The following is a 26,999-nucleotide window of genomic DNA, read 5'->3' on the forward strand; positions in this document are numbered from 1 at the left end:
GCCTCGAGATCTGTGACGCTTCCGGACATCGTTCGGAAGACGCGTGCGGAGGGTCGCGACGGCGACTGATCCCGCAGCGGGGCAGGCACGTGCTGTTGCCCTTACGGGAGGGCGGGCACTGACTGCGTCGCGCCCGTGATCGTCGCGAACTGAGTGCGGTGGAGCTCCTCGTAGCGACCGGCGGCCGCCAGCAGTTCGCTGTGGCTCCCGGACTCGATGATCTGCCCGTCCTCGACGACCAGGATCTGGTCCGCTGCGCGGATCGTCGACAGGCGGTGGGCGATGACCACGGCGGTCCGTCCGGCCAGTGCTTCGGTCAGCGCCTCCTGGACCGCCGCTTCCGAGCTCGAGTCCAGGTTCGAGGTGGCCTCGTCCAGGATCACCACCTGTGGTTGGGCGAGCAGGACACGCGCGATCGTCATCCGCTGCCGCTCCCCGCCGGAGAAGCGGTATCCGCGTTCGCCGACGACGGTGTCCAGCCCGTCCGACAGCGCCGACACCAGAGGTGCCAGGCGGGCACGCTCCAGGACGTCCCACAGTTCTTCGTCCGTGGCCTCCGGTCGGGAGATCGACAGGTTGGCGCGAACGGTGTCGTGGAAAAGGTGGCCGTCCTGGGTGACCATGCCGACGGTGCGCTGCACCGAGGCGGCAGCGGCCTCGCGCACGTCCAGGCCACCGATGCGGATGGCACCCTCATCCACGTCGAACAATCGCGGGATCAGCGAGGCGATGGTCGACTTGCCCGCCCCGGAGGAGCCGACCAGAGCCACCGTCTGCCCGGGATCGACCCGGAAGGAGATGCCGCGCAGCACCTCGCTGCCCGCTCGCGGGTCCAAGATGGCGACCTCCTCCAAGGAGGCCAGGGAGACCTTCTGCGCCGAGGGATAGGCGAAGCGGACGTCCTCGAGCTCCACGGAGACCGGGCCCCGAGGCAGCTCCTGCGCGTCGGGAGCATCCCGGATCAACGGCGGCAGGTCCAGCACCTCGAAGACCCTCTCGAAGCTGACCATCGCGCTCATCACCTCCACGCGGGCGTTGGCCAGCGCGGTCAGCGGCGCGTAGAGCCGGGTCAGCAGGAGCGCCAGCGCCACCACGGCCCCTGCCTCCATCCGTCCGGTCAGCGCGAAATAGCCGCCGAGCCCGTAGACCAGGGCGAGGGCCAAGGCCGAGACCAGCATCAGCGCGATGTAGAAGACCTCCTGGACCATCGCGCTGCGCACGCCGATGTCCCGCACCCGAGCGGCGCGCGAGGAGAACTCGGCGGACTCCCGGGCGGGGCTTCCGAACAGTTTGATCAGCGTCGCGCCGGGCGCGGAGAAGCGCTCGGTCATGCGGTTGCTCATGGTGGCGTTGTGGTTCGCGGCCTCGCGCTGCAGCCGGGCCAGGCGTGCCCCCATCCGGCGGACCGGCAGCACGAAGATCGGGAGCAGCAGCACGGTCATCAGAGTGATCTCCCAGGAGAGGCTCACCATCGCGATGACGGCGAGCAGCAACGTCACCACGTTGCTCACGATCCCGGCGAGGGTGTCGCTGAAAGCGCGCTGGGCGCCCAGGACGTCATTGTTCAGACGGCTGACCAGGGCGCCGGTGCGGGTGCGGCTGAAGAAGGCCACCGGCATCGCCTGGACGTGGTCGTAGACCGCGGTGCGCAGGTCCAGGATCAGGCCCTCTCCGATGGTGGCCGACAGCCATCGCTGGACGATGCCGAAGGCGGCCTCCGCCAGCGCCACCGCTGCGATGATCAGGGCGAGGACGAGGATGAGCGAGAGCCCGGCGGCGCCGGTGATGGCGTCGATCACCCGTCCGGCCAGCAGCGGCGTCGCGACGGTCAGTGCCGCCGTGATCACGCTGACCACCAGGAACCAGGCCAGACGCCGGCGATGCGGGCGGGCGAACCGGGCGATGCGTCCCAGGGTGGCCCGGGAGAACGGCTGGCGGTCCTGCTGGGCGTTCATCGTCGAGTACAGCGATTGCCACGCGGCGGTCTCCATGCTCATCGGAAGGCTCCCTTTCGGTCGGAGACCCTCAGCCTCCGACGTCAAGTGAACTTGATGTCAAGAGGAGGAGGTGCCGTGCGTACCGTCCGCATTTCGGGGGAGGGGTGTGCCGATCGCGGCGGCGTACACACTCGGTGCGTGTGTCATCGGGATCGCTGGCCCCGGGTCGGAAAGCGGGGTCGCGTAGGGTCGACGACGTCATGCGAACGTGATGTCAGCCCTCGAGGGAGAGCTCGGTCATGCCCCAGGTCCACAAGGAGGTGCTCTGGCTGAAGCCCGGGCAGATCGTCGAGCGCGCCGCCGTCGCCGTCTCGACATTGCATTACTACGAGAGCCTCGGTCTGATCCGCAGCCGGCGCACCTCGGGCAACCGTCGTGAGTATCGGCGCGAGACCCTGCGAATCCTCGCGTTCATCCGTGCCTCCCAACGGGTCGGCATCAGCCTGGAGCGGATCAAGGAAGCTCTGGACTCCCTTCCCGACGAGCAGGTCCCCACCGCCAAGGACTGGGCGCGCATCTCCCGGCAGTGGCACGACGAGCTCACCGATCGCATCGAGCACCTCATCGCCCTGCGCGACCGGTTCTCCCAATGCATCGGCTGCGGATGTCTGTCTCTGAAGTCCTGTCCGTACTCCAATCCGGATGACGTGCTCGGTGCCTCCGGGACGGGCCCGCGGCGTTTCCCCTGACCCCGATTGCTGGCGGGGCCACCGAGCCCGATCCGTCCCTACTCGCTGAGCTCACCGTCACGTGGTCGCTCCGATCACCCTGGTGGTCCCGGCCATCGAGTCATCCGAGGCCACCGCACGCCGCACCTCGTCGTCAGCGCCGCCCGGCGCGCAGTCCGTCGATGAAGACGTCGACGATCCACGTCCGAGAAACAGGAGCCGGGTCAGCGGTGAACTCCGGCAGGGGGCGTGAGACGACCGCGATGCCGACGATGAATCGTCGGGGATCCAGGGTCGCAGGGGCGTAGCCGTGCGAGATCGCCCGGTCCAGGACCCGCTGCAGCGGCTCCAGGTCCCGATCCTGCGCGAACCGGACGAAGGCTTCCTCGCGCTCGGCGGCCCTGGCGAACTCGGAGGCGCTGGACACCAACGGCGCGATCATGATGTCCGCGAGACCGTGCACGACCCCGTGCCAGGCGGCCCAGGGGTCGCTCTCCCAGAGTTCCTCGTGCTCGCGAAGCACGGCTCGCCCCGCCGTGTCGAGGTGATCGGCCAGCGCCCTGAGCAGGACCTCGCGGTCGGGGAAGTGGCGGTGCATCGTCGCCACGCCCACGCCGGCGCGGGCAGCGATCACGCGGAAAGCGACCTCCACCCCCTGCTCCTCGAACAGCTCCTTCGCGGCGTCGAGGATGGCCTCTCGATTGGCCATGGCATCTGCCCTCATCGTCGTGCTCCTCACTGCATTGCGCTCACGTAAGTGGCACACTACACTCCACTTGTATCTGGAGCACAACGCTCCGTTTACTGAAGGGTGAGAACCATGTCGGTACCCACCGACCCCCGACCGCACCGTGAAGACCGAGGCTGGCGCGCGCTCCTCGCGATCAGCGCCGGCGTGCCGATCATCATCGCGCTGATGCTGTTCGCCTTCCTCGCGCCGACCCTCAACTCCGGCCCGGAGGACCTGCCGATCGCCGTCACCGGTCCCGACGCGGCCCTGACCCAGCTGGATGACAGCATCGAGGAGCAGTACGCGGGAGCCGTCGAATTCGACCGGCTCGATGACGCCGCGGCCGTCGAGTCGGCCATCGGGAGCCGCGAGGCGGTCGGCGGCATCGTGGTCGAACCAGCAGATGGGTCGATCACGATCTATACCGCCAAGGGGAACGGGGCGCCGTACGCAGATCTCCTGCACGCCGTGGCCGCTGGGCTTCAGGGGGCCGGCCAGAGAGTCGAGACCGTCGAGCTCGCGCCTGTGACCGCGGAGGATCCGCACGGCGCGGCGCTGGCTGCCCTGGGGCTGCCCCTGGCCTTCGGCGGGATGGCCTCTGCCGCGATCCTGATCCTGCTGCTCAAGAGGCGGCCGTGGCACATCCTGGCCGGCTCTCTGGCCATCAGTCTCCTGTCCGGATTCGTCGTTGCCGCGATCCTGCAGTACGGCTACGACGTGATCGACGGCAGCTACGTGATGGCCGGCGTCGCGATCTCCGCAGGGGTGGCGGCGACCTCCCTGTTCGTCACCGGGCTGGGATCGCTCATCGGCCCGCCAGCCGTCGGCATCGGCGCGATCCTGACCATATTCGTCTCGAATCCGCTCTCGGGGCTGGCCACCGGGTGGTGGTGGCTGCCCCGGCCCTGGGGAGCCATCGGCCAGTACCTGCCCATCGGTGCCGACGGCCACATTCTGCGCTCCGTCGCCTTCTTCGACGGAAGAGGCGCAGGCGGGGCGTGGGCAGTGCTGATCGTCTGGATCACGATCGGCATCACCTTGAACCTCTGGGGAGGCGTGCGGCTCGAACGACGCACGGCTGTGGCAGCTCGCGGGCAGGTCTGCTCACGTGCCGAGCATGCCCCGAGGGTCGAGGCGGCCCGGTGACAATCCCCGTGGCTCTCGGCGACGGGGTCACGGGGCCACGATCCTGAATCCACCTGCTGGACCTGCAGAAGGCCTGGTCACATGCAGAAGCCAGGTCCTGAATGGTCACGATGTCCGCACACAGAACTGTTGATCGAGGAGAACCCATGAGTCACATACTGATGTCCACCACCGCCCAGCACGGGCACGTGAATCCGGTCCTGCCGGTGCTCGCCGAGCTGGTCGCTCGGGGTCACCGCGTCACCTACCCGGTCCCGGATCGTTTCTCTGATGCCGTCGCCGCCACCGGTGCCACTGTTCTGCCGATTCGGGCGGACCACCCCGGACCCATGGTCGGCGAGGAGTTGGCCGAGGGCGGCGTCCTGGCGGGCAGGCAACGGCTCCTGGTCGAGGCCCGCAGTGCATACGCGCAGATGACCGCGGAGCTGGACGGCGACATGCCGGACATCGTCGCGTACGACAGCACCGGCTGGGCCGGAAAAGCTCTCGCTCGCCTCCACGACCGTCCAGCGATCGAGCTCGCCCCGCACGTGGTCCCTTGGGAAGGCTTCGCGGAGCAGTACGCCGCGCACTACGACTTCTTGGACGCACCGAGCGGCCGAGCCTGGCAGCACGACATGAATGCCTGGCTCGCCGAGATCGGCGTGAGCATGGGCAACCAGGAGTTCCTCGGATCGCCAGATCGGTCGGTGGTGCTGATACCGGCAGCCATGCAGCCGCATCTGGACCGTGTCGACCAGGAGCGCTATACGTTCGTCGGGCCGGTGATCGGCGACCGGTCACGCCAGGGCACCTGGCCCGAGCCCGACCGGCCACTGCTACTGGTGTCGCTCGGATCCACTTTCACCGACCGCCCCGGCTTCTGGCGGGACTGCGTCGCTGCGATGCATGGGACCGGTTGGCTGACGGTGCTGGCGATCGGCTCGAACGTCGACCCCGCCGACTTGGGCGACCTTCCCGAGGACGTCATCGCACGGCAGTGGGTCCCCCAGCTCGCCGTGCTGGAGCACGCCTCGGCCTTCGTGACCCATGCCGGCATGGGAGCTTGCTCCGAAGGGCTCTGGCACGGTGTCCCGATGGTCGCAGTGCCCCAGGCGACGGACCAGATCGTCAACGGACCCCGCCTCGCCGAGCTCGGCGTGGGAGAGCTTCTTCCCGCAGGGGAGCTCACTCCCTCCCGACTGCGCGACGCGGTACGACGGGTCTCGTCGTCAGAGATCATCGCGAACAGCTGCGCCGAACACCAGCGAATCGCCAGAGGGGCCGGCGGAGCGGCAGCCGCCGCCGACGAGATCGAATCGTTGGTGCGGTGATGAGGTGGAGCGCGTGCGGATCCTGCCTGGAGGGAGAGTCGAGAAGCGATCGGCCCGGCGGCAGTCCGGCTTCTCGGCGACGCCGCCGACCACGTGCTGGGCGCCGGACGATCACCCCCGCCGGAATCCTTGACGTCAAGTGGACTTCATGTTTCACACTGGTCGAATCCAGTGACATTCGACGTCAAGGAGCAGTCCATGTTTGCAAGAAAATCCCCGGCGGTGGAGGGTGGAAGCCTCCGACCTCCGACCGAGTTCTCCTCATGCGCCGGGCTGATCTGGTGGCAAGCTGCACTTCTGGGCGCGTTCGTCACCCTCGTCGTCAATCTGGTCATCTGGAGTGTTGCGCGAGCAGCCGGAGTGCAGTTCTCGTTGTATTACGAGGATGGGGTTCCGTACCCGATCGCCGGTGACTCCGTGGCCGTGATGTCCGTGGTGCCGATGTTTGTGGGGATCGCTGTCGTCGCGTTGATCGCCCGGTGGTGGACATGGATTCTCCGGGTGGCCCAGGTGGTGGGCGCCTCGCTGGCCGTGGTCACCATCGGTGGCGTGTTCAGCGGCGACGCGGGAACCGCCATCGCCCTGGCGTCGATGCACCTGGTCTCCGCGGCCGTCGTGGTTCTTGCCCTGGAAGCGATGCGGCGGTGCGCCCTCACTCGCCGACACGACTGAGCTCACCACCGTGAGCTGCCGCCTGGGCGCGGGCCGTTCGCGGTCTGCCCGGCCCTTCGTGAGGAGCTCACGAAGAGGGTGGATGCTTCTGATTCGTCGCCGATGAGCGTCTCCGCTCGGCGCGGAGAAACGATGTCCCCAAGCTGGGCATCCGAGTGAGCCAACGCGAATCAATGATGTTCGGGTGCACGTGCGGCATAAAAGCATGCGCCAGGTTCGGTCGATATGTCGAGCAACGCTACAGAATATGCCCTTAGGGTGTGCCCTTCGGCGCTTTTCCCGCTGGCGATCGCCCCGGCCGGAGCCCCGCGCTCTCAACCCAGGGGAGAGCTCTCACCGAGCATGGTCCACTCCGGGCCGTCGGACTCCAGCAGGTCGGGGTCGCGCACCAGCTCCTGCTCCGCCTCCCCGGAGCGCACCCTGCTCGCGAGCTCCTGCAGGGTCTCGCGCAGCACGGCGCGGGCCCGGGAGGCGTCCCCCGCGGACAGCGCCGTGAGGAGCGACTCGTGCACGTCCGTGATGTCGGCCCGCACCCCGAAGCCGCGCGGGTCCGAGAAGCTGCCCATGCGGGTGAGGATCACGATCGTGTGCATCGCCGAGACCAGGAAGCGGTTGTGGGCGATCTCGGCGATCTGCTGATGCAGGTCGAGATCGGCGTTGCCGGCCTCGATGACCTCCTCGGCCGCGAGAGCCCGGCGGGTCCGCTCGAGGGTCGCCCACAGCGGGGCGAGCAGGACGTCCGCGTCGGCGCCCTCCCCGTCACGGCGCAGGGCCGAGACCTCGTCGGCCACGATCGAGGCGGCCTGCATCTCGATCCCCAGCCGGTAGTCGATGAAGTCGGACATGGTGCCGGGATCCATCGTGGTCACGAACAGCCCGCGACCGGGGATCTGGGTGAGCAGCCCGTCGCGCACCAGGCGCTGGCACGCCTCGCGCAGCGAGGAGCGCGAGATACCCATCTGCTTGGAGACCTGGACCTCGGGAACACTGTCCCCGGGGCGAAGGTCGCCAAGGAAGATCGCGTTGCGCAGCTCGAGCTCGGCCTGGTCGATGATCGACGGCCGACGGATCGGCTGCATCATCGGCAGCCGGACGCCGTCCTGGCGAGAGTGCATCGCAACCTCCTGTGCTCGTGCGCGATGTGCGCGCGTGGCGCCATCCAATCATCCGTCCTCGACGGGCTGCGAGCATCACGCCGGGAAGTCGTCGCCGTCACAGTTGCGCACGCTGCCGGGCCGCCGCAGCGCGGGCGAGGAGGTCTCCTTCACACCGTCGATCGGGGCTGCACTGGGTCACGACCCCATCACGAATCCTCCCGACCTGCCCGGAATGCCGTGGAGTAAGCGCTAGCGTGGGCGTGATCCGAAGTGCTGATCGGCGGATTGTCCGACACGATCCACGCGTGTCGGCCTCCGCGGACCACGACTCACAGATGTCAAGGGAGCACCCCATGCAGAACCGCCGCAGCTTCATCCGACGGAGCGGCCTCGTCCTCTCGGCCGCCGCACTGGGCGGCGGGCTCGCCGCCTGCAGCCGCACCACCTCCGGCGGCGGTGAGGGCGGCAGCGACGGCGGCGGGGGAGACCTGCTCAGCCGACTGCAGGACGCCGGCAAGATCGTCGTCGGCTTCGCGGGCGAAGCCCCCTACAGCTTCGACGAGGGCGGCGACGTCACCGGTGCGACGGTGGCCCTGCACCGCGAGATCTTCGGCGAGCTGGGCATCGCCGAGGTCGAGGGGCAGCTCACGGACTGGAACTCGCTGATCCCGGGCCTGAACGCCCAGCAGTTCGACGCGGTCAGCGCCGGGATGTCGATCCTCCCGGAGCGCTGCGCCGAAGCAGCCTTCAGCGAGCCCGAGTTCCAGTACACGACCGCGCTGATGGTTCCCGAGGGCAACCCCGAGGGCCTCGTGGACATGGATTCCTTCGTCGACTCCGGCCTCACCGTCGCGACCATGAGCGGCGCGGTCGAGAGCACCTACGCCTCGGATCTCGACCTCGACAGCATCGAGGTGGGCGGCCCGCAGGACGGCGTGGACGCGCTGAAGTCCGGCAACGCCGACGCCTTCGCCCTCACCGCGATCTCCCTGAACTACCTCGCCGACAACACCGTGGACGGGGTCGAGGTCACCGAGAGCTTCGTGCAGGAGATCGACGGGGTGGCCCAGTTCGGCGCCGGCGGCACCGTGTTCCGCCAGGACGACACCTCCCTGCTGGACGCCTACAACGAGAAGCTCGCCGAGATCATCGCCGATCCGGAGCGCTACCTGTCCATCGTGGGCGACTTCGGCTTCACGGAGGAGGAGCTGCCGCCCGAGGACATGACCGCCGAGATCCTCTGCTCGGGCGATCTCTCCTCCCTGCAGTGATCGCAGCGTCCCCCGCGACCGTCGGCCGGCACGTCCCCTCGTGGGGCGTGCCGGTCCGGTCCCTGTCCGAGAGGTGATGCCCCGATGGACGGAGTGATCGGCTTCTTCCTGGATCTCGGGCCGAACTTCCAGATCCTGCTCGAGCGCTCCCCGCAGGTGGTCGACGGCGTCAAGGTCACGGTCCTCGCCACGCTGCTCGGCGCCCTGCTGGCCCTGCTGATCTCGTTCGTGTTCGGGATCGCGCAGGTCGCGAAGAACGTCGTGATCCGTGTGTCGGCGCGCATCTTCGTGGAGTTCTTCCGTGGCACCTCGCTGGTGGTCCAGCTGTTCTGGCTCGCGTTCGTGCTCCCGCAGCTGCCCTACCCCTTCGGGTTCCGCCTCGAGCCGCTGCTGATCGGCATGCTCGCGCTGGGGCTGAACTACGGGGCCTACGGCGCCGAGGTGGTGCGCGGCTCGATCAACTCGGTGCCCAAGGGGCAGTACGAGGCGATCAGCGCCCTCAGCCTGAGCCCGGTGCGGGGCATGTTCCGGGTCGTGATCCCGCAGGCCTGGGCCCTGATGCTCCCCTCGCTCTCGAACCTGTGGATCCAGCTGCTCAAGGGCAGCGCGATCGTCAGCTCGATCACGCTCTACGACCTCTTCTTCCAGGTCGAACAGATCCGTGACCGCACAGGCACCTGGTTCGCGTACCTCTTCGCACTGCTGGCCTACTACCTCGTCGCCTGGGTGATCGTGATCGTCATGAACGGCCTCGAGATCCGGGCCAAGCACAAGATCGGCCGCGGCCCGGCGCTCTCAGCCTCCTGGCGCTCGCTCTTCCGGGCACCCGGTGGCCGTGCCGTCAAGGAAGGGGTGGCCGTATGACCCCGACCAACACCTGGTGGTCCTGGGACCACGCCTTCGAGGTGCTTCCGAAACTGCTGCTCGAGGGTTTCAAGATCACGCTGTTCGCCACCGTGATGGGCACCCTCATCGCCCTGGTGCTGGGGCTGATCGTCGCGATCATCCGGCGCAGCGCGCCCGCGATCATCGCCACCCCCTTCACCTGGGTGGTCGAGTTCATCCGGATGACCCCGCTGGTGGTCCAGCTGGTGTTCGCGAACCTCGTCCTCTCTCCGTACATCAACTCGACGCTCGCGATCGGCATCGGCGTGCTCGGCGTCCACTACATGACCTACATGGCCGAGGTGTACCGCGCCGGCATCGACTCGGTGCCCAAGGGCCAATGGGAGGCCGCCACGGCGCTCTCCCTGCCGCAGACGCGCACCTGGCGGGCGGTCGTGATCCCCCAGGCGATCCGCAACACCTTGCCGGCACTGGGCAACTACGCGATCTCGATGTTCAAGGAGACCCCGTTCTTCTTCGTCATCTACATCCCCGAGCTGGTGCGGGTCGCCCAGACCTACGGCGGGCAGACCTTCCGGTTCACGGAGTCGATCACGCTGGCCGGCTTGATCTTCCTCGTGGCCAGCTACCCGACCTCCCTCCTGATCCGACGACTGGAGAAGAAACTTGCCTGAGAACACAGCCGGTCCCGGCGACGCCCACATCGAGTTCCGCGACGTGGTCAAGCGCTTCGGCGACCACACGGTGCTGAACGACCTGAACTTCACCGTCTCGAAGGGGGAGCGCGTCACCCTGATCGGGCCCTCGGGCTCGGGCAAGACCACGATCCTGCGCCTGGTGATGACTCTCGAGGAGCTCACCGGCGGCTACATCCACGTCGGCGGGGTCCCGCTGCAGTACGAGGAGCAGGGCGGCAAGCGGGTGCGGATCCCCGACAAGCGCCGTCGCCTCACCACCACCAACATCGGGATGGTCTTCCAGCACTTCAACCTGTTCCCCAACATGACCGTGATGGAGAACATCGTCGAGGCACCCGTCCACGTGATGGGGCTCGGCCGGGCCGAGGCGGAGACGAAGGCCGAGGCATTGCTGGACAAGGTGGGGATGGCCTGGAAGAAGGACGCCCGCCCCTCGGAGCTCTCCGGCGGCCAGCAGCAGCGCATCGCGATCGCCCGCGCCCTGGCGATGGATCCCGAGATCCTGCTGCTGGACGAAGTCACCTCCGCCCTGGACCCCGAGCTGGTGGGGGAGGTGCTCGGCGTGCTCAAGGACATCGCCGCCGAGACCGACATCTCGATGCTCATCGTCACCCACGAGATGCAGTTCGCCCGGGACGTCTCCGACCGCGTGATGATGTTCGACCAGGGCTCGATCGTCGAGGAGGGTCTGCCGGACGCGATCTTCTCCGAGCCCACGCACCAGCGCACCAAGGACTTCCTGCGCGCAGTGCTCTGAGAGGCACGCCGGGCCCTCGCGGCCCCGGCTCCCGCCCTCGACCCCCTCAGTCCGCAGACTGTCGCGGCGCAGGCGCTCGTGGCGCCCGCCTGTAGTCTGTGCCCGTTCGTTCCGCGCCGACGCGGTCGCCCTGCAGTGCTGTCGGCGGCCGCCCGTCGGCGTGCCGACCCCAGGAGGCCCCGTGCCCGATTCCGACGCCATCGTCGTCCCGACCCTGACGAGTGAGTTCCCCGTCGTCGGCGACGACCCCCATATCGACGCCCCGCTGCGGGCGACCGTCCGCCGCCTCTCGACCTTGCTGGGACGGGCGCTCGCCGACCAGCACGGCCAGGAGATGCTCGACCTCGTCGAGCAGGTCCGCAAGCTCACCAAGGAGGCGAAGTCCGCCGACTCCGAGGCCAGCGCCCAGGACGTCCAGCGCCGCCTCGCCGACCTCCCGATCGAGCAGGCCACCGCCCTGACCCGGGCGTTCGCCCAGTACTTCCTGCTCGCCAATGCCGCGGAGCAGGTCTACCGCGTGCGCGCCCTGGATGCGCGCCCGCTGGCCGACTCCTGGGTGCCGCGCACCATCAGCGCCGTGCACGAGGAGATCGGTGCAGAGGGCCTGCAGGAGGCCGTGGACTCCCTGGACGTGCGTCTGGTCTTCACCGCGCACCCCACCGAGGCATCCCGCCGCGCCGTGCTCACCAAGCTCCGCCGCATCTCGGACCTGCTCGGGGAGGAAACGGAGGAGGGCACCCCCGAGCGTCGCCGTCAGGACCGCGACCTCTCCGAGCTCATCGAGACCCTGTGGCAGACCGACGAGCTGCGCCGCCAGCGCCCCACCCCGCAGGACGAGGCGCGCAACGCCCTGTACTACCTGCGCCAGATCTTCCGCCAGACCATGCCCGAGATGCTCGACGACCTGCGCGAGGAGCTGCGCGCCCACGGCGCGGAGCTGCGCGAGGGCCATGTCCCGCTGCGCTTCGGGTCCTGGATCGGCGGCGACCGTGACGGCAACCCCTTCGTCACCGCAGAGGTCACTCGCGAGGTGCTGCAGCTGCAGGCCGAGACCGCGATCGGCTACGCCATCGAGGTGATCTCGGACCTCATCCTCGAGCTCTCCGTCTCCAGCGAGCTGACCGGGGAGGACGAGCAGCTGCGGGCGAGCCTCGCCGAGGACCTCACCCACGACTCCGACCTCGATCCGCTCCAGCAGGAGCTGTACCGCGAGGAGCCCTATCGGCTGAAGCTCGGGGCGATGCGCGCCAAGCTGCGCGCCACCGTGGGCAGGATCCGCAGCGGCGAGCCGCACGTCCACGGCCGCGACTACGGCGACCACGAGGAGCTGCAGGACGACTTCCGGGTGCTGCGCGACGCGCTGCGTCGCCACGGGGGCGAGCGCGCCGCCGACGGCGCCCTCGCGATCGCCCAGCAGGTGCTCGCGGCCTCGGGCCTGAACCTCGCCGCCCTCGACGTGCGCGAGCACTCCGAGAAGCACCACGAGGTGCTGGCCCGCCTGTTCGACCGCGTCGGAGAGCTGGACCGTCCCTATGCGGAGCTCAGCCGCGAGGAGCGCACCACGGTGCTGAGCCGTGAGCTGGGCAGCCGTCGGCCGCTGGTGGGCGCGGCGATCACCGAGGACGAGTCGATCCTCGACGACGCCACCCGCACCACCTACAACGTGTTCCGCGAGATCCGCGGCGCGCACCGCCTCTACGGCACCTCCGTCATCGAGACCTACATCATCTCCATGACCCACGGCGCCGACGACGTGCTCGCCGCGGCTCTGCTGGCCCGCGAGGCCGGTCTGCTCAGCATCACCGGCAGCGAGGACCACCGCGCGGACATCGGCTTCGTGCCGCTGCTCGAGGAGGTCTCCGAGCTGCGCCATGCCGGGGAGATCCTCGACCAGCTGCTCAGCGACCCGTCCTACCGGGAGGTCGTGCGACTGCGCGGCGACCGCCAGGAGGTCATGCTCGGCTACTCCGACGGCAACAAGGACGCCGGGGTCATCACCAGCCAGTGGGAGATCCACCAGGCCCAGCGCTACCTGCGCGACACCGCCGCGCGGCACGGCGTGACCCTGCGCCTGTTCCACGGCCGCGGCGGGTCCGTCGGCCGCGGCGGCGGCCCCACCTACGATGCGATCCTGGCCCAGCCGTACGGCGTGCTCGAGGGTGAGATCAAGTTCACCGAGCAGGGCGAGGTCATCTCCGACAAGTACATGCTGCCCTCGCTGGCGCGGGAGAACCTCGACCTGTCGCTGGCGGCCGTGCTCGAGGGGTCGGCGCTGCACACCTCGCCGCGCACGACCCCCGAGCAGCTGGAGCGCTTCGGCGAGGTGATGCAGTCCGTCTCCGACGCGTCCTTCGCGCGCTATCGCACCCTGGTCGACGACGAGAACCTGCCCGAGTACTTCGTCTCGGCCACCCCGGTCGAGCAGCTGGGCGATCTGAACATCGGCTCCCGTCCGTCGAAGCGGACCACCTCGTCCAAGGGCCTGGACGGCCTGCGGGCGATCCCGTGGGTGTTCGGCTGGACCCAGTCCCGCCAGATCGTGCCCGGCTGGTTCGGCGCGGGCTCCGGACTGAAGGCCGCGCGCGAGGCCGGGCTCGAGCCCGACCTGCACGAGATGTACCGCAACTGGCACTTCTTCCGCACCGTGATCAGCAACGTCGAGATGACGCTCGCGAAGACGGACATGCAGATCGCCGCGCACTACGTGCACTCGCTGGTGCCCGAGCGCCTGTGGTACCTGTTCGACCGGATCCGGGAGGAGTACGAGCTCTCGGTGGCGGAGATCGAGCGGCTCACCGGGGTGCTGGACCTGCTGGACAACCAGCCGGTCCTCAAGCGCACCCTCGCGGTGCGCGACCGCTACCTCGACCCGATCTCGTACATGCAGGTCGCGATGCTGCAGCGCTCCCGCGCCGCCACCGAGCGCGGCGAGGAGCTCTCCCCGGAGCTGCAGCGGGCGCTGCTGACCACGATCAACGGTGTCGCCGCCGGCCTGAAGAACACCGGCTGAGCCGAGCCCGCCCCGACCGCCCGGGCGGCTCTGCGCCCGGGCGGTCCGGCGGCCGGTGCCGTCGACCGCAGCTCTCGCCGACGTTCTGCCGGAGTCCCGGGAGATCGGGGGCGGCGGCACGCCGGAGCGGCCGACTCTGGGTCGCCGGGTCCGGCGTCACCGGGTCCGGTCGTGGCGGGAGCCGGCGGGGGAGCAGGCATCGGTGCTCGTCCTGCGAGCGCGGTCCTCGCGGCAGGTCACTCCGTGCGCAGCGGACGCTCCATGATGTCCATGCCCAGGTCTGAGACCTTCAGCCGGTCGGCCTCACCCGCGAAGGGGACCGAGCGGCCGGTGCGGGTGAAGCCGTGCCGCTCGTACCAGGCGTGCAGCTCCGGGCGCGACTGCAGCACCTGGATCATCAGCAGGCCCACGCCGTCCTCGCCCAGCAGCTCCGCCTGCGCCTCGAGCAGGCGCCCGCCGAGGCCGCGGGACTGCGCGGAGGGATGCACGGCGAACAGGCCCAGCTCGGCGCGGACAGGTCCTGCTCCCTCCGCGGGCTCGCGCCGCGTGTAGCAGCAGCCGAGCACCTCCCCGTCGGCCTCGGCGACCAGCAGGGTCACCGCGGGGTCCGCGAGCATGGCGCCGACCTCGTCGGCGTCGGTGCGGTGCCCGTCCACGAGATGCGCCTCGGTGGTCCACCCGCCCTCCCCGCGATAGGCGAGCTGGACCAGGTCGACGAGGGCGGGCACCTCCGATGCGCGCGCCGGGCGCAGGAGGATCCGATCGCCGTGGGGCGCGGTGTTCGCGGCGGTGTGCTGTGCGGCGGTGTCCTGCGAGGCGGTCATGAGGGGATCCTTCCTGTGCGCTGGAGCTCGGCGAGCAGTCCGTGCCCGTCGGGCGCTGCGAGGGCGAGCGGGGAACCGCTGCCACCCAGGGACGCCTCCAGGGGCCGACGGGTGCCGTGCGCGAGCAGCTGCTCGGGCTCGGTGAGCTGGCGGATGAGGACGGACTCGACGAGGTCCGGGTGGCGAGCGGCGAACTCGGCGTAGAGCGAGGGGTCGTGCTGGCCGTCGTCCCCGACCAGGATCCACCGCATGCCGGGGAACTCCGTGGCCAGGCGCTCCAGGGCGCGCTGCTTGTGCTCCGGTCCGGAGCGGAAGAAGCCCGTGTTGGTGGGCCCCCAGTCCGTCAGGAGGAGGGGGCCGTCCGGGTACCCGTTGCGATACAGGAAGCGTTTGAGCACCGGGAACACGTTCCAGGCGCCGGTGGAGAGATACACGACGGGCATCTCGGGATGCACCCGCGCGAGGCGCTGGTAGAGCATCGGCATGCCCGGGACCACCTGCCGGGAGGACTGGTGGATGACGAACGCGTTCCAGAAGGCGAGCAGAGGGCGCGGGAGCCAGGTGACCATGACGGTGTCGTCGATGTCGCTGACCATGCCGATCTCGGCCTCGGGCGGGACCACGGTGATGTCCGCGGTGACCTCGTTGCCGGGGAGGGTCCACAGCACCGCCTGGTGCCGTCCGGGGGGCAGGGAGATCTCGAGCGAGGCGTCGACGATCCCGGCGCGGTCGGCGCGGACGGTGAACTCCTGATCACCCAGGAGGACGTGCACGGTGCGGTGAGGAGCCACCTGTCCGGCGAAGTTGCGCCAGCCGCGCACCGCCATGGTGCGCATGTCATGGACGGGCTGGTCGTGGAAGTCCGCGGGGGTGCCGGGGGAGGCGTAGAGGACCTTGGCCAGCACCCGCACCCGCTCGCTCGTGCCCACGCCCTGGAAGGGCTGCAGGCGCAGGTCCCAGCGGAGCCTGCGCAGACTGCGGCCGACGACGGCGTTCTTGACGTCCTCGGCACGGGCCGCCCAGTGCGGGCGGTCCGTGCCGTTGCGGGTGGCGACCGATCGGAGGGCGTCCCGGGCGGACGAGAGCCGGGAGGGGAGGTGCACCGGGCCTCAGAGGCCGCGGGACATCTTCAGCCAGGCGCCGTCGGGATCGTCCTCGACGACCTCCCAGCGATCCCCGGTGTCGACGAAGCCGAGGCTCTCGTACAGGGCGCGGGCGCCCTCGTTCTTGGGGCCGACGTACAGCGTGATCGTGTCCGCGGAGTCCTCGCGAGCCCATTCGAAGACCGCTTCGGCGAGCTTGCCGGCGATGCCGGAGTGGCGGGAGTTCGGGGTGACCCACATGGCCTGCAGCTCGCGCTCGTTGGCGGGGGAGTCCTCCTCGTGACGCACCGCGACCACGGCGACCGGGTTGCCGGACTCGACGGCCAGGAACCAGGCGGCCTCGCGCACCCGCTTCTTCCAGACCTTGTCCTCGTAGGTGGACTCCTTCTCCCAGCTCTGCCCGAAGGCGTCAGGATCCGTGCTGAGGGACCGGAGACGGATCTCGCGCACGAGCGACCAGTCGTCGTCGTGGGCGCGGATGATTTCGGCCATGGGTGTCCTCCTGAGCCGTCGTTGCGTGGTCACGGGCGATGTGCCCTGGCGATCATGCTCTCGCGTTGCCCCGGGCACCGCATGCACTACCGCCTCCAGTGTACGTTCCCGCGCAGTTCCGCGTGCAGAGGGTCTGGACGTTGACACAATGGGGACATGTCGCCCATTCGCCTGCTCACCGTCTGCACCGGCAACGTCTGCCGCTCCCCGGCCGCCGCCGTGATGCTGCGCGCCGCGATCCAGGAGGAGGGCCTGTCCGAGCGGTTCGTGGTCGGCTCCGCGGGCACCAGCTGGGAGGCCGAGGGGATGCCGATGGACGACCGCGTCGAGCTGGCCCTCGAGCGCGCGGGCTATGCCCGGCCGTTCGAGCACACTGCCCGCACGATCCATCTCACCGAGCTGCTGGCCTGGGATCTGGTGCTGCCGATGACCGCTGACCACGCCCAGCGGATGGCGCGGATGGTGGAGCAGGCCCCGGAGGGCTCGGCGATCCCCGAGGTGCGGATGTGGCGGCGCTTCGAGCCGGGGATCGACCCCTCGGCCGCGGCGACGGAGATCGCGGTCGAGGACCCGTGGTACGAGGGCCAGGGCGCCTTCGACCGGACCATCCTGCAGATGCGGCTGTCGGTGCCGGGGATCCTCGCGCGTGCGCAGGAGCTGTTCGACGCCCGCTGATCCGACGCCCGACGCTCTCGAGGGCGTGGGGATGTCGACGGCGTTCGGAGCTCGATGGCGATGGGCCCCGGGGGGCGGTGTCGCCGTTCAGCCCTCGGAGTCGTGCCCTCCGGTGGAGCGGCGGTTGTGCCAGGTGGCACCCACGAAGCCGGCGGTGGTGAGGAAGCCGATGCCCAGAGTGATCACGAGCACCTGGCGCAGCTTGCCGAAAGCGGTGTCGGAGTCGTCGGAGATCGCGTTGAACAGGCGGACCACGGGGCCGCCTTCCTGCGAGGCGACCGTGGGCTCAGGGGTCGGCTCCGCCGGCGGGCTCGGCTCCTCGGCGTCCACGGCACCGATCTCGGTGGTCTCCGCGGTCTCGGTCTCGGGCGAGGGCTGGGCCGCCGGCTCCTCGTCCGCGGCCGACTCCGGCTCGGGCTCGGCGGGGGGCTCGGGAGCCTGCTCGCGCTGCTCCTCCTGCTCGGGCTGCGGGGCGGGCTCCTGCTGCTCGGGCTCCTGGTCCGCGCTCAGCTCGGTGTCGGAGTTCGTCTCCTCCTCCGACGGGGTGGTCTCCTCGGGAGTGGTCGGCGTGGTCTCCTCGGGAGAGGTGGTCGGCTCGTCGGTGGGAGTCTCGGGCGCGGTCGGGGACTCGTCCTCGTCGGGGTCCTCGGTCGGGGGCGGCGTCGGAGTCTCCTCCTCGCCCTCCTCGCCTTCGCCCTCGTCGCCTTCGCCCTCGTCGCCTTCGCCCTCGTCGCCTTCTCCCTCGTCGCCGCCTCCGTCGCTCGGCGCCGGGGTCCGGTCGATGCCTTCGCCGACGTCAGTCGGGTCCGAGCGCGCCGGGCCGGTGCTCGTGCCAGAGGGCTCTCCCGGGTTCGCTTCGTCGGTCCCCTCGGTCGGGTCCTCGGTGGGGTCGTCCTCGTCCTCGGTGGGATCGTCCTCGTCGGGGTCCTCGTCCTCGTCCTCGTCGGAGTCCTCGGTCGGGTCGGTCGTCGAGTCCTCGGTCGGGTCGGTCGTCGAGTCCTCGGAGGGGACTGGCCCACTCGGCGTCGGCGTCTGATCGCCGTCGCACGTATCGTCCCCGCGCGCTGGAGCCACGAGCCTCGGGGTCAGCTCGGCCCCTGCGGAGTGTTCGCATTCCTCGCCCGGCGCGGAGGGTGAGGAGTCGCCGACCTCGGCGAGGGCGGGTGCGGCGGCGAAGGGGATCGAGATGGCGAGAGCCGCGGATGTGGCGCAGAGTCGTGAGCGCAGGCGCATAGGCGCGGTCCCCCCTCTCCTCGTCGCGAGCATCTCGGCGGCGTTCGGTGTCTGTCCGGTGGGTCCGACGGAGCACAATACCCTACCGAACCTTTACCCTCGACCCCATGTTTCATCGCTGCAGGGATGTACGCAAGGGCAGTGTGGACGGAGACACCCTGGAGTGACGTACGCGATGTTGACCGTCATTTTACTATTGGTTGACTTGTGACCTGCATGGACGTCGTTCGCGGGAGGGGCTCGCGGGCGGCCCGGAGCGGTGTTCGGGGCGCTGGATCACGTCTCGAGGCGGTGCCGGATCCGCCGTGAACGCTCCCGGAGGCCCGTCGCCGACCCTGCGGGCGGCGATGCGCCGCGTTCCCTCGACGCTCCGAGGCTCAGTCGGCGAGGGCGTCGTCGACGAGCGACTTCGCCGCCTCCTGCACCTGGGCGAGGTGCTCCTCGCCCTGGAACGACTCGGCGTAGATCTTGTAGATGTCCTCGGTCCCGGAGGGGCGGGCGGCGAACCACGCCGACTCCGTGGACACCTTCAGCCCGCCGATCGCGCCTCCCGCGGGCGCCTCGGTGATCGCCGAGACGATCGGCTCACCGGCCAGCTCGGTCGCCGTCACCTGTGAGGGGCTGAGCGCCTTGAGCTTGGCCTTCTGCGCGCGGTCCGCCGGGGCGTCCACGCGGGCGTAGGCGCTCGCGCCGAACTCCTCGACCAGCTCCGCATGCAGCGTGCTCGGCGAGCGGCCCGTCACCGCGAGGATCTCCGAGGCGAGCAGCGCCAGGATGATGCCGTCCTTGTCGGTGGTCCACACCGAGCCGTCCCGGCGCAGGAAGGACGCGCCCGCGCTCTCCTCGCCGCCGAAACCGACGGACGAGTCGACCAGGCCCGGCACGAACCACTTGAAGCCCACCGGCACCTCGTACAGCTCGCGGCCCAGCGACGCGACCACGCGATCGATCAGGCTCGAGGAGACCAGGGTCTTGCCGACCTTCGCCGTGGCGGGCCACTGGGGCCGGTGCGCGAACAGGTAGCGGATCGCGGTGGCGAGGTAGTGGTTGGGGTTCATCAGCCCGGCGTCGGGGGTGACGATACCGTGGCGGTCCGCGTCCGCGTCGTTGCCGGTGGCGATGTCGTACTCGTCGCGCTTCTCGAGCAGGGAGGCCATCGCCCAGGGGCTCGAGCAGTCCATGCGGATCTTGCCGTCGTGATCCAGGGTCATGAACGACCAGCGGGGATCCACCTCGGGATTGACCACGGTGAGGTCGAGGTCGTGCATCTCTCCGATCTCGGCCCAGTAGTCGACCGCCGCGCCGCCCAGCGGGTCCGCGCCGATGCGCACCCCGGCCCGCCGGATCGCGTCGAGGTCGACGACGTTCGGCAGGTCCTGCACGTAGGTGTGGAGGTACTCGTAGCGGTCCGCGTCCTGGAGGGCCTTCTGGCGGCCGTGCCGGCTCACGCCGCGCAGGCCGTTCTTCAGCAGCTCGTTGGCGCGGTCGGCGATCCAGGAGGTCGCATCGGTGTCCGCCGGACCGCCGTGGGGAGGGTTGTACTTGAAGCCGCCGTCGCGGGGAGGGTTGTGGCTGGGGGTGACCACGATGCCGTCGGCGCGGCCGGGGTCGTTCGCGGCCCGGCCGCGGTTGTGGACCAGGATCGCGTGGGACACGGCCGGGGTGGGGGTGTAGCCGTCCAGCGAGTCGACCTGCGCGGCGACGTCGTTGCCGGCCAGCACCTCGAGCGCGGTGTCGAAGGCGGGGCGGGAGAGGGCGTGCGTGTCGCGGCCGATGTACAGCGGGCCCCGGATCCCCTGGGCGGCGCGGTACTCGACGATCGCCTGGGTGGTCGCGGCGATGTGGTCCTCGTTGAACGCGATGTCGAGGGAGGAGCCGCGGTGCCCCGAGGTGCCGAAGGCGACGGCCTGGTCGGGGTCCGAGGCGTCGGGATGGAGGTCGTAATACGCGTCGAGGAGCGCGTCGACATCGACGAGATCCTCCTCAAGTGCCTTCTGGCCTGCACGGGGGTGCATGATCACCACTCCATCCTCGAGTCGGGGTCCTCACCGACACTCTAGGTCAGCCCGGCCCGCGGGACGCGGGATCCGTCGAGCACTGAGACGGTCCGTGCCGGGAGGGTCACGATCGTGCTCAGGAGCGGCGCGAACGCACCAGCAGCACGATGCCGACGATGGTGAGGATCAGACCGACCAGGCCGGCCACCACGGCGACGATCCCGCCGATCAGCAGCGGCGCCACCATCGAGAAGGCGCTGTACGGGCCCAGATAGGCGGGGGCGTCGGTGCCGGTGCAGGTGAGGGTCATCGTGGTGTCCTCGCCGGCGAGGGCCCCCATGCTCTGGACGTACTGCGATCCGTCCGGGAAGGTGACCGTCGACGAGCTGGGCACCGTGGTCACGGACGCGCCGTCGGCGCCCTCGGCGGTGCAGGACGCCGAGTCCGCGTCCTCCTCCGGCACGTACACCAGGAGCATCTGATTGCGCGCGATCTCGACCTCGGCGGTGCCTCCCTCCATGACGATCGGACCGGAGGAGAGATCGTCGGTGAGGGAGGTCGCCGTCCACACCAGGCCGACGACGAAGGCGATCGGGGCGACCAGGAGCAGCAGCACCAGGCCGATGACCAGGGGCAGCACGCCGCGGGTACGTCGAGGCGCGGGACCGTCGCCCGTGCCCGTGACGTAGTGGACGGCGGCGGGGTGGACGGAAGCGGGCAGGGGGCCCGTCCGCGGCTGGTCGGAGCCGGGGGAGGAGTCCCCGAACGACGGGGACGACGGGGCGCCGTGGCCCCAGCCCTGCTGGTTCCCCCAGCCCTGTTGGTTCCCCCAGCCCTGCTGGTCGCCGAAGCCCTGCTGTTCTCCCCGGTCCGCGCCGCTCGGCCCGGTCGTGCCGGGGTCGGACCCTCCGAGGGCGGGGGAGGAGGGCCCCGGCAGTCCGTAGCTCGGACGACGGCGCGGTGCCGGCGTCGTGGACTCGCCGTCGGACATCAGGACTCCTTCTCGGTTCGGATCGTCCCGGGACACTGATCTCCCGGGTCGCCCCGGGGTCTCTCCAGGTCGCCCCAGGACGTGGTCGCTCCAGGATAGGGGGCGAGCCTCCGAGGTTCCCGAGTCCGCGCCCGCCCCGGGGACCGGATCACGAGCCCGTGACGGCGAGCAGCACCCCGGTCAGGGCCGCACCCGCCACCGCGGAGACGAGCGGCGTGGCCAGCCAGGTCAGGATGATGGCACGGGCGACGGGCCAGCGCACGGTCCGCAGGCCCTCGGCGGCGCCGGCGCCGGCGACGCTCGCGGCCAGCGCGTGGGAGGTCGAGACCGGCGACTGCAGGCCGAACACGCCCAGCGACATGGTCACCGCGGCCGAGGTCTCCGCCGCCAGGCCCTGGGCGACGGTGAGGTCGGTGAGGCGGCGCCCGAGCGTACGGATGATGCGATGGCCGCCCATCAGGGTGCCGGCACCGAGCGCGACCGCGACCGCGACCATCATCGCCACGGCGGTCGGGGCGGGAGCCGCGAGGAAGGGCGTCCCGCCGGCCGTCGCGATCACGATCACGGCCAGCGGGAGCCGGGAGTCGGCCAGTCCGTGCCCGGCGGCGACCGTGCCGGCGGTGATCGTCTGGGCGAAGCGGAGGTGCTCGCGCCGCAACCGCTCGTGCCGGCCCAGCAGCAGCACCCCCTGCATCAGCAGGAAGGCGAGGCCGGCCGAGAGCAGCGGGCCGACGAGGGAGATCGCCAGCAGGTATCCCATCAGCTCCCAGGACGCGGCCGCTCCGATCGCCGCAGAGGCGCCCAGGGTCGCCCCGAGGTGGGCGTGCCAGGTGGAGGAGGGCATCCCGTACCACCAGGTCAGAAGGTCCCAGGCGATGGTCGAGAGCATGATCGCGATCAGGACGAGTCCGAGGCGGTCGGGCACCCCGGCGGTGACCTCGGCCAGCTGGGCCATCCCCAGCAGCTGGACCGCCCACGGCGCGGTCACCGCCAGCACGGCCATCCCCAGCAGCGCCCCCAGCAGGTTCAGGATCGCAGCCATCGCCAGGGCGGTCGACTCGCGAAGGGTGCGGGTCGCGATCGTGGTGGAGATCGCGTTGGAGGCGTCGTGGAAGCCGTTCACGTAGGCCATCGCCAGCGCCAGGACGACGACGATCACCAGCAGCGTGGTCGACACTCAGGCGTCCTTCACGCGCAGCAGATCGGTGATCCGTGCGAGACGCTCCTGCAGCGTGAGGGTCGCCCGGATCGACTCGGCGACGTCGTGCAGGGGAAGCAGCTCCTGGGTCGCGCCGCCGCGCTGGTAGAGCTCGCCGAGCGCCTGTCGCACCAGGCGGTCGCCCTGCCGCTTGAGCTTGCGGACCTGTTCGTAGTAGTCGTCCAGCGCGCCGACGTCGGAGAGCTTCCAGCTCGCGGCCGCCGTCAGCTCGGCGGCTCGCTCGATGCCCTTGGCGGCGTCCAGCAGCGGTGTGGGGAGGGTCCCCAGCTTCGCGATGAGCAGGAGCTCGCTCGTGTGCTCCATGGTGTCCACCGCATCGGCGATCGTCAGCGCGAAGTCGTAGAGCAGCTCTGCTTCGAAGGGCGTGATCAGCGACTGGGCGAGCCGGTGGGCGATGCGGCGGCAGAGCTCCTCGGCGACGGCGGCCTGCTCGTGCAGGCGCGGGGCGATGCGGGAGCGCTCGCGGTAGCCGTGGCCGAGCAGCTTGGAGTGCGTGTCCGACGCCTGCACCAGCAGCTCGGAGAGCTCGGCGAAGAGGTCGTACAGCGGGCGCTCGGTGCGCTGAGGGAAGAGGCGGGAGAGGAACCGCGCCATCTCGGGTCGCCTCCTCGCGCCGCGAGGCGCCTGACGCCGCGGGACCCCGATGCGGAGGGTGCGGACCTGAACAAAGAGCTGGGGCGCCGGACCGGGATGCGCCTGTCGGCGCGAAGGCCGCTCGAAGCGGCAAATGTTGGAGCCCGGGGCAACCTCGGCCCGGCGCCCGACCATCGTAGAGCACGCCGGCGGCACGGGGGCAAGTCCGTGCGGCGACCCCATGGCATGGGCCTCATCGGGCGCGGGCCTCACCGGGCGCGGACGTCGTCGGCCCGGATCTCAGTCCAGTCGACCGGCCTCCGCGTGGCGGCCCGCGGCGGTGAGCTCCTCACCGGTGCGCAGCAGGCGCTCGGCCTGTCGGGTGCGGTCGTCGTCGGCGTCCTCGTCGGCGAGATGGGCGGTGCCGTGCGCGACGATCGTGGCGACCGCGCCGGCACGGCGCAGCGCCAGGCCGAGGTCGCCCGTGAAGGCGCCCCGCAGGATGTGGTCCAAGGTCCGCTGGACCTGCTGGACGTCCGGCGGCTCCGCGAAGCCCGAGAGATAGCGGAGCCCGGGGATCGTCCGGGACCCCGCCCGATAGCGGAGCACCACGTCGTCCCCGTGGCGCTGCGTCCAGGTGTGCAGCACGTACAGGCGCCAGAGGGCCCCGGGCAGGGTGGTCGCGGGCGCGGAGGACCACAGCGCGGCGAGGTCCGAGAGCCCGTCCTGCGCTGCCAGGGAGACCACCCGCTCGACCACGTCGGCGTCGGAGCTGTGGAAGACCCCGTCCAGCAGTGCCCGGGCCGAATCGTGGGCGAGGTCGGTCGACGTCGCGGGATCCGGCTCGCCGGGGATGGTCTCGGCGACCGAGGCGTACAGCGGAGCGGGCCGACGGAAGCGTGGGGCGGGCGAGCCGTGCGAGGACATGCTCCGCACACTACGCGCCACCCCGGGCCCCGTGCACCGCCCTCGCCCCGCCCAGCCGGCACCCCGCATTCCGGCACCCCGCATTAGTGTGTGGCCATGACCATCCCACGGCAGATCGGGCCCGAGACCGGACCCCGCACCGCCCTGCCCGACTACGGCCGCAGCACTGCGACGGTCGAGCGCATGGTCTCCGACCTCCGTCGTGGCGCGGACGGTCGGGACGCTCCGGCGGCCACGGTCCGTGCACTGTTCCCGGCGGCGGCCACGCGTGACACCCTGCTCCGCGCCGTCGCCGCGGCGGTCCTGCTGGGCGGAGCGCTCGTCGCCGTCGTGGTGATCGTGCTGCTCGTCCTCGGTCTCGACGACGGGCGCTCACCGGGGGTCGCGCTGCTGATCTCGATGCTCGCGCTGGGCGGGATCGCCCTGATCCTCCTGCTGCTGGGGATCCGCTTCGGCGCGGTGGCGCTGGGCACGGCCCGCTCGCGGGTGGAGATCTCCGAGGAGGGCCTGCACGTGGTGGGCGGTCTCCGCTCCCGTCGTGTGGCCTGGAGCGACATCCTCGCGATCGAGTCCCGGGTGGTCCATCCCGTGCACTGGCTCACCGCGGCGCTGCGGCTGCACGACGGCACCCGCGTGGTGATGCCCGCCTTCGACCGGCACATCTGGCACTGGACCCAGCCCTCCGGGCAGGACATCCGCGCCCTGCGCACGGAGCTGCACCGGAGGGAGAGGGCCGCGCGGCCGACGTTCTGAGCCCCGGCCCGTCGGCCGGAGGGCGGAGCGTTCAGGCGGCCGCGCCGGGAGCGCGGCTGGCCCCCTCGACCCACAGGGCACGGGTCGCCTCGGCCACGCCCTCCGCGTCGACGTCGGAGACGCCCAGGACGCCGTCCTCGTCCAGGGGGAGGTGGCCCGCCTTCCAGCGGCCGTCCTGCTCGACGTGGAACATCAGCGGCACCGGGTCCTGCGGGGCTGCGAGGTCCGTGCGGCGCAGCGACACCGTGCGCTCGTTGCCGCCCTCGAGGAAGGCCAGGACGATGTCGCTGACCGAGGCGGGCACCTGGTCCGGGCTGGGCAGCGCGGTGACCACGAAGGAGTCGAGCTCGTCCTGCGTGAGCATGATGATCGCCTCCTCCGCCTTGATGATGAAGGCCATGCGCATCGCCTCGCCCTCGGCCAGGGCGATGCCGAGCCAGCGGTCCGCGGCGGTGAGCGCGGTCGCGACGACCTGCCCCTCCTCGCCGAGCAGCCACTGGCCGTCCTCGGAGCGCTCGACCTTCCCCCGGGCCCGCAGCCCGGAGGTGACCGCCGCGGTGACGAACTCCTGCGCGGCCTCGGGGGCGCTGCGCAGCCCCACCTGCTCACGGGTGATCCGGCCGTTCTCGGTGTCGCGCAGGCCGAGCATGAAGTCGATCTCGTACGCGGTGTAGATCGTGGCCTGCTCGTCGGTGCCGGTGGTCGCGGACTCGCTCATGGATGTTCCCCCTGGGTTCAGCGGTCCGGGCATCGAGGGCGATCCCCGGAGATCGTGTCACCGGAAGCATGGCAGATGTGCGTCGGGCGCTCCACCCGTTCGCGGGACGGACCTCCTGGTCCCCGTGCTCCGGATGCGGGGTTCGGGCCCTGCGGCACAATGAGGGGGTCGACGGTCCGTGGGGGCCGAGGCGGGGATCGGGAGGCGAATGATGCGCAGGACGACGATCTACTCCATCGCGGACAGCCTCGGGGTCTCGCCCTCGACCGTCTCCCGGGCCTTCTCCCGGCCGGAGATGGTCAAGCAGTCCGTCCGTGAGCGGATCCTGGAGACCGCTCACGAGCTCGGCTACTCGCCGAACCGAGCGGCCCGGGGTCTCGCCACCGGGCGCACCGGGGTCATCGGGATGCTGGTCCCGGACGTCGAGAACCCGTTCTTCCCGCCGCTGATCCGCGCAGTCCAGGACGCCGCCCGGGAGCAGGACGCCGAGCTGCTGCTGATCGACTCCGAGCTCAGCGCGAGCGCCGAGCAGGATCTCGTCGCGAGGATCCGGCCGCAGGTCGACGGGCTGATCATCGCCTCGGCACGCCTCCCCACGAAGCGCCTGCACGAGCTGCTCAAGGGAGTGCCCACCGTCATCATCAACCGCGCGGTGCGCTCGCTGCCCGGCGTGGTGTGCGACAACACCGACGCCCTGCAGGTGATCGCCGAGCACCTGCGCGAGGACGGGCACTCCCGCTTCGCGATCCTCCGAGGGCCGGGCGCCTCCTGGGCCGCCTCCAGCCGCGCCCGCGCCATCCGCACCTGGGCGGAGCGCGCGGGGGCCGACGTGGTGGAGCTGGGCCCCTTCGAGGCGCAGTTCGAGGACGGCCGCGGCGCCGCCTCCCAGATCGTCGACTCCGATGCCACCGCCGTCTTCGCCTTCGACGACCTGATGGCGGCCGGGGTGATCGCGGGCCTCAGCGAGCTGGGGGAGCGCGTGCCTGCCGACCGCAGCATCGTGGGCTGCGACGACGTGCTGCTCGCCCGCACCATGACCCCGGGGCTGACCACCGTCGCCGCGCCCTTCGCCGAGCTGGGACGGGCGGCGGTCGAGGTGCTCGGCGAAGCCGTCGCCGGTGGGGCTCCGCGGACGGTGACCCTCCCGGGCGCGCCGGTTCTGCGCGGGACCGTCGGCCCCGCTCCCGCGCACCTCCCGGCCCGCCTGCAGGCCGCGCCGGTCGACCATCCCTGAACCGGGTCGACCCGGCCCGTCCCCCGTCCGTCCCTCGGGGCTCCCGAGCCCCGTG

The 26,999-nt window shown here is 70.7% G+C and carries 25 protein-coding genes; 12 read left to right on the plus strand and 13 right to left on the minus strand.

Annotated elements, in window-relative coordinates:
* Positions 1 to 101: 101 nt before the first annotated feature.
* Positions 102 to 1,997 (minus strand): ABC transporter ATP-binding protein, encoded by a 1,896-nt coding sequence (locus tag ACT3SP_RS11355; RefSeq protein ID WP_444587399.1) that lies wholly within the window; start codon positions 1,995 to 1,997, stop codon positions 102 to 104.
* A gap of 239 nt (positions 1,998 to 2,236) precedes the next feature.
* On the opposite strand from ACT3SP_RS11355, the gene soxR reads away from it, so the two are divergent.
* Entirely contained in the window at positions 2,237 to 2,686 is a 450-nt protein-coding gene (gene soxR / locus ACT3SP_RS11360) for a redox-sensitive transcriptional activator SoxR (protein WP_444587400.1), read from the plus strand.
* A gap of 133 nt (positions 2,687 to 2,819) precedes the next feature.
* On the opposite strand, the gene ACT3SP_RS11365 is transcribed toward soxR, so the two are convergent.
* A complete protein-coding gene (locus ACT3SP_RS11365) occupies positions 2,820 to 3,389 on the minus strand; it encodes a TetR/AcrR family transcriptional regulator (protein WP_444587401.1) in 570 nt (189 codons plus the stop codon).
* A 96-nt stretch (positions 3,390 to 3,485) separates the two neighbouring features.
* On the opposite strand from ACT3SP_RS11365, the gene ACT3SP_RS11370 reads away from it, so the two are divergent.
* The 3 genes from ACT3SP_RS11370 (at position 3,486) to ACT3SP_RS11380 (ending at position 6,526) form a co-directional block, all read left to right on the plus strand.
* Complete coding sequence (locus tag ACT3SP_RS11370; RefSeq protein WP_444587402.1) at positions 3,486 to 4,541, plus strand: ABC transporter permease; 1,056 nt, start codon at positions 3,486 to 3,488, stop codon at positions 4,539 to 4,541.
* Positions 4,542 to 4,702: 161 nt separating this feature from the next.
* Positions 4,703 to 5,854 (plus strand): macrolide family glycosyltransferase, encoded by a 1,152-nt coding sequence (locus tag ACT3SP_RS11375; protein WP_444587403.1) that lies wholly within the window; start codon positions 4,703 to 4,705, stop codon positions 5,852 to 5,854.
* A gap of 198 nt (positions 5,855 to 6,052) precedes the next feature.
* The gene (locus ACT3SP_RS11380) at positions 6,053 to 6,526 is read left to right on the plus strand and encodes a DUF6069 family protein (protein ID WP_444587404.1); all 474 of its coding nucleotides are present in this window, start codon (positions 6,053 to 6,055) and stop codon (positions 6,524 to 6,526) included.
* A 314-nt stretch (positions 6,527 to 6,840) separates the two neighbouring features.
* Here ACT3SP_RS11380 and ACT3SP_RS11385 read toward each other — a convergent pair whose 3' ends face one another.
* Positions 6,841 to 7,641 carry a GntR family transcriptional regulator gene (locus ACT3SP_RS11385; RefSeq protein ID WP_444587405.1) on the minus strand — a complete coding sequence of 267 codons (801 nt, stop codon included), beginning with the start codon at positions 7,639 to 7,641 and terminating at the stop codon, positions 6,841 to 6,843.
* A gap of 335 nt (positions 7,642 to 7,976) precedes the next feature.
* On the opposite strand from ACT3SP_RS11385, the gene ACT3SP_RS11390 reads away from it, so the two are divergent.
* The 5 genes from ACT3SP_RS11390 to ppc all read left to right on the plus strand — a co-directional run bounded on the left by ACT3SP_RS11390 (position 7,977) and on the right by ppc (position 14,205).
* Positions 7,977 to 8,894, plus strand: coding sequence for a transporter substrate-binding domain-containing protein (locus tag ACT3SP_RS11390; RefSeq protein ID WP_444587406.1), 918 nt, complete (start codon positions 7,977 to 7,979; stop codon positions 8,892 to 8,894).
* 84 nt (positions 8,895 to 8,978) lie between these two features.
* Entirely contained in the window at positions 8,979 to 9,758 is a 780-nt protein-coding gene (gene ehuC / locus ACT3SP_RS11395) for an ectoine/hydroxyectoine ABC transporter permease subunit EhuC (RefSeq protein ID WP_444587407.1), read from the plus strand.
* Positions 9,755 to 10,414 carry an ectoine/hydroxyectoine ABC transporter permease subunit EhuD gene (gene ehuD / locus ACT3SP_RS11400; protein ID WP_444587408.1) on the plus strand — a complete coding sequence of 220 codons (660 nt, stop codon included), beginning with the start codon at positions 9,755 to 9,757 and terminating at the stop codon, positions 10,412 to 10,414. The genes ehuC and ehuD overlap by 4 nt, the downstream gene beginning before the upstream one ends.
* A complete protein-coding gene (ehuA, locus tag ACT3SP_RS11405) occupies positions 10,407 to 11,195 on the plus strand; it encodes an ectoine/hydroxyectoine ABC transporter ATP-binding protein EhuA (protein WP_444587409.1) in 789 nt (262 codons plus the stop codon). The genes ehuD and ehuA overlap by 8 nt, the downstream gene beginning before the upstream one ends.
* 181 nt (positions 11,196 to 11,376) lie before the next feature.
* Positions 11,377 to 14,205 carry a phosphoenolpyruvate carboxylase gene (gene ppc / locus ACT3SP_RS11410; protein ID WP_444587410.1) on the plus strand — a complete coding sequence of 943 codons (2,829 nt, stop codon included), beginning with the start codon at positions 11,377 to 11,379 and terminating at the stop codon, positions 14,203 to 14,205.
* Positions 14,206 to 14,441: 236 nt separating this feature from the next.
* Here the strand turns inward: ppc and ACT3SP_RS11415 are convergent, their stop codons facing one another.
* The 3 genes from ACT3SP_RS11415 to ACT3SP_RS11425 are packed head-to-tail and all read right to left on the minus strand — an operon-like array spanning position 14,442 to position 16,624.
* On the minus strand, positions 14,442 to 15,029 hold the full coding sequence (locus ACT3SP_RS11415; RefSeq protein ID WP_444587411.1) for a GNAT family N-acetyltransferase: 588 nt from the start codon (positions 15,027 to 15,029) through the stop codon (positions 14,442 to 14,444).
* Positions 15,026 to 16,132: an App1 family protein gene (locus ACT3SP_RS11420; protein WP_444587412.1), complete on the minus strand. Its 1,107-nt coding sequence runs from the start codon at positions 16,130 to 16,132 to the stop codon at positions 15,026 to 15,028. Before ACT3SP_RS11420 ends, ACT3SP_RS11415 begins: the two co-directional genes overlap by 4 nt.
* A 6-nt stretch (positions 16,133 to 16,138) precedes the next feature.
* Positions 16,139 to 16,624 (minus strand): GNAT family N-acetyltransferase, encoded by a 486-nt coding sequence (locus tag ACT3SP_RS11425; RefSeq protein ID WP_444587413.1) that lies wholly within the window; start codon positions 16,622 to 16,624, stop codon positions 16,139 to 16,141.
* Between the two features lie 156 nt (positions 16,625 to 16,780).
* Between ACT3SP_RS11425 and ACT3SP_RS11430 the strand changes: the two genes are divergently transcribed.
* Entirely contained in the window at positions 16,781 to 17,299 is a 519-nt protein-coding gene (locus ACT3SP_RS11430; protein WP_444587414.1) for an arsenate reductase/protein-tyrosine-phosphatase family protein, read from the plus strand.
* Positions 17,300 to 17,386: 87 nt separating this feature from the next.
* Here ACT3SP_RS11430 and ACT3SP_RS11435 read toward each other — a convergent pair whose 3' ends face one another.
* The 6 genes from ACT3SP_RS11435 to ACT3SP_RS11460 all read right to left on the minus strand — a co-directional run bounded on the left by ACT3SP_RS11435 (position 17,387) and on the right by ACT3SP_RS11460 (position 24,239).
* A complete protein-coding gene (locus tag ACT3SP_RS11435; RefSeq protein ID WP_444587415.1) occupies positions 17,387 to 18,373 on the minus strand; it encodes a hypothetical protein in 987 nt (328 codons plus the stop codon).
* Between the two features lie 536 nt (positions 18,374 to 18,909).
* Positions 18,910 to 20,547 carry a phosphoglucomutase (alpha-D-glucose-1,6-bisphosphate-dependent) gene (pgm, locus tag ACT3SP_RS11440; protein ID WP_444587416.1) on the minus strand — a complete coding sequence of 546 codons (1,638 nt, stop codon included), beginning with the start codon at positions 20,545 to 20,547 and terminating at the stop codon, positions 18,910 to 18,912.
* Between the two features lie 118 nt (positions 20,548 to 20,665).
* Positions 20,666 to 21,520: a hypothetical protein gene (locus tag ACT3SP_RS11445; protein WP_444587417.1), complete on the minus strand. Its 855-nt coding sequence runs from the start codon at positions 21,518 to 21,520 to the stop codon at positions 20,666 to 20,668.
* Between the two features lie 148 nt (positions 21,521 to 21,668).
* Positions 21,669 to 22,697, minus strand: coding sequence for an anion permease (locus ACT3SP_RS11450; protein ID WP_444587418.1), 1,029 nt, complete (start codon positions 22,695 to 22,697; stop codon positions 21,669 to 21,671).
* On the minus strand, positions 22,698 to 23,333 hold the full coding sequence (locus ACT3SP_RS11455; protein ID WP_444587419.1) for a DUF47 domain-containing protein: 636 nt from the start codon (positions 23,331 to 23,333) through the stop codon (positions 22,698 to 22,700).
* A 279-nt stretch (positions 23,334 to 23,612) separates the two neighbouring features.
* Complete coding sequence (locus ACT3SP_RS11460) at positions 23,613 to 24,239, minus strand: hypothetical protein (protein ID WP_444587420.1); 627 nt, start codon at positions 24,237 to 24,239, stop codon at positions 23,613 to 23,615.
* A gap of 96 nt (positions 24,240 to 24,335) precedes the next feature.
* On the opposite strand from ACT3SP_RS11460, the gene ACT3SP_RS11465 reads away from it, so the two are divergent.
* Complete coding sequence (locus tag ACT3SP_RS11465) at positions 24,336 to 24,992, plus strand: PH domain-containing protein (RefSeq protein ID WP_444587421.1); 657 nt, start codon at positions 24,336 to 24,338, stop codon at positions 24,990 to 24,992.
* 31 nt (positions 24,993 to 25,023) lie between these two features.
* On the opposite strand, the gene ACT3SP_RS11470 is transcribed toward ACT3SP_RS11465, so the two are convergent.
* A complete protein-coding gene (locus ACT3SP_RS11470) occupies positions 25,024 to 25,710 on the minus strand; it encodes a hypothetical protein (RefSeq protein ID WP_444587422.1) in 687 nt (228 codons plus the stop codon).
* Between the two features lie 211 nt (positions 25,711 to 25,921).
* On the opposite strand from ACT3SP_RS11470, the gene ACT3SP_RS11475 reads away from it, so the two are divergent.
* Entirely contained in the window at positions 25,922 to 26,944 is a 1,023-nt protein-coding gene (locus tag ACT3SP_RS11475) for a LacI family DNA-binding transcriptional regulator (RefSeq protein ID WP_444587423.1), read from the plus strand.
* The last annotated feature ends 55 nt before the right edge of the window (positions 26,945 to 26,999 follow it).

The sequence above is a fragment of the Brachybacterium sp. AOP43-C2-M15 genome, assembly GCF_052446295.1.
Taxonomy (GTDB): domain Bacteria; phylum Actinomycetota; class Actinomycetes; order Actinomycetales; family Dermabacteraceae; genus Brachybacterium.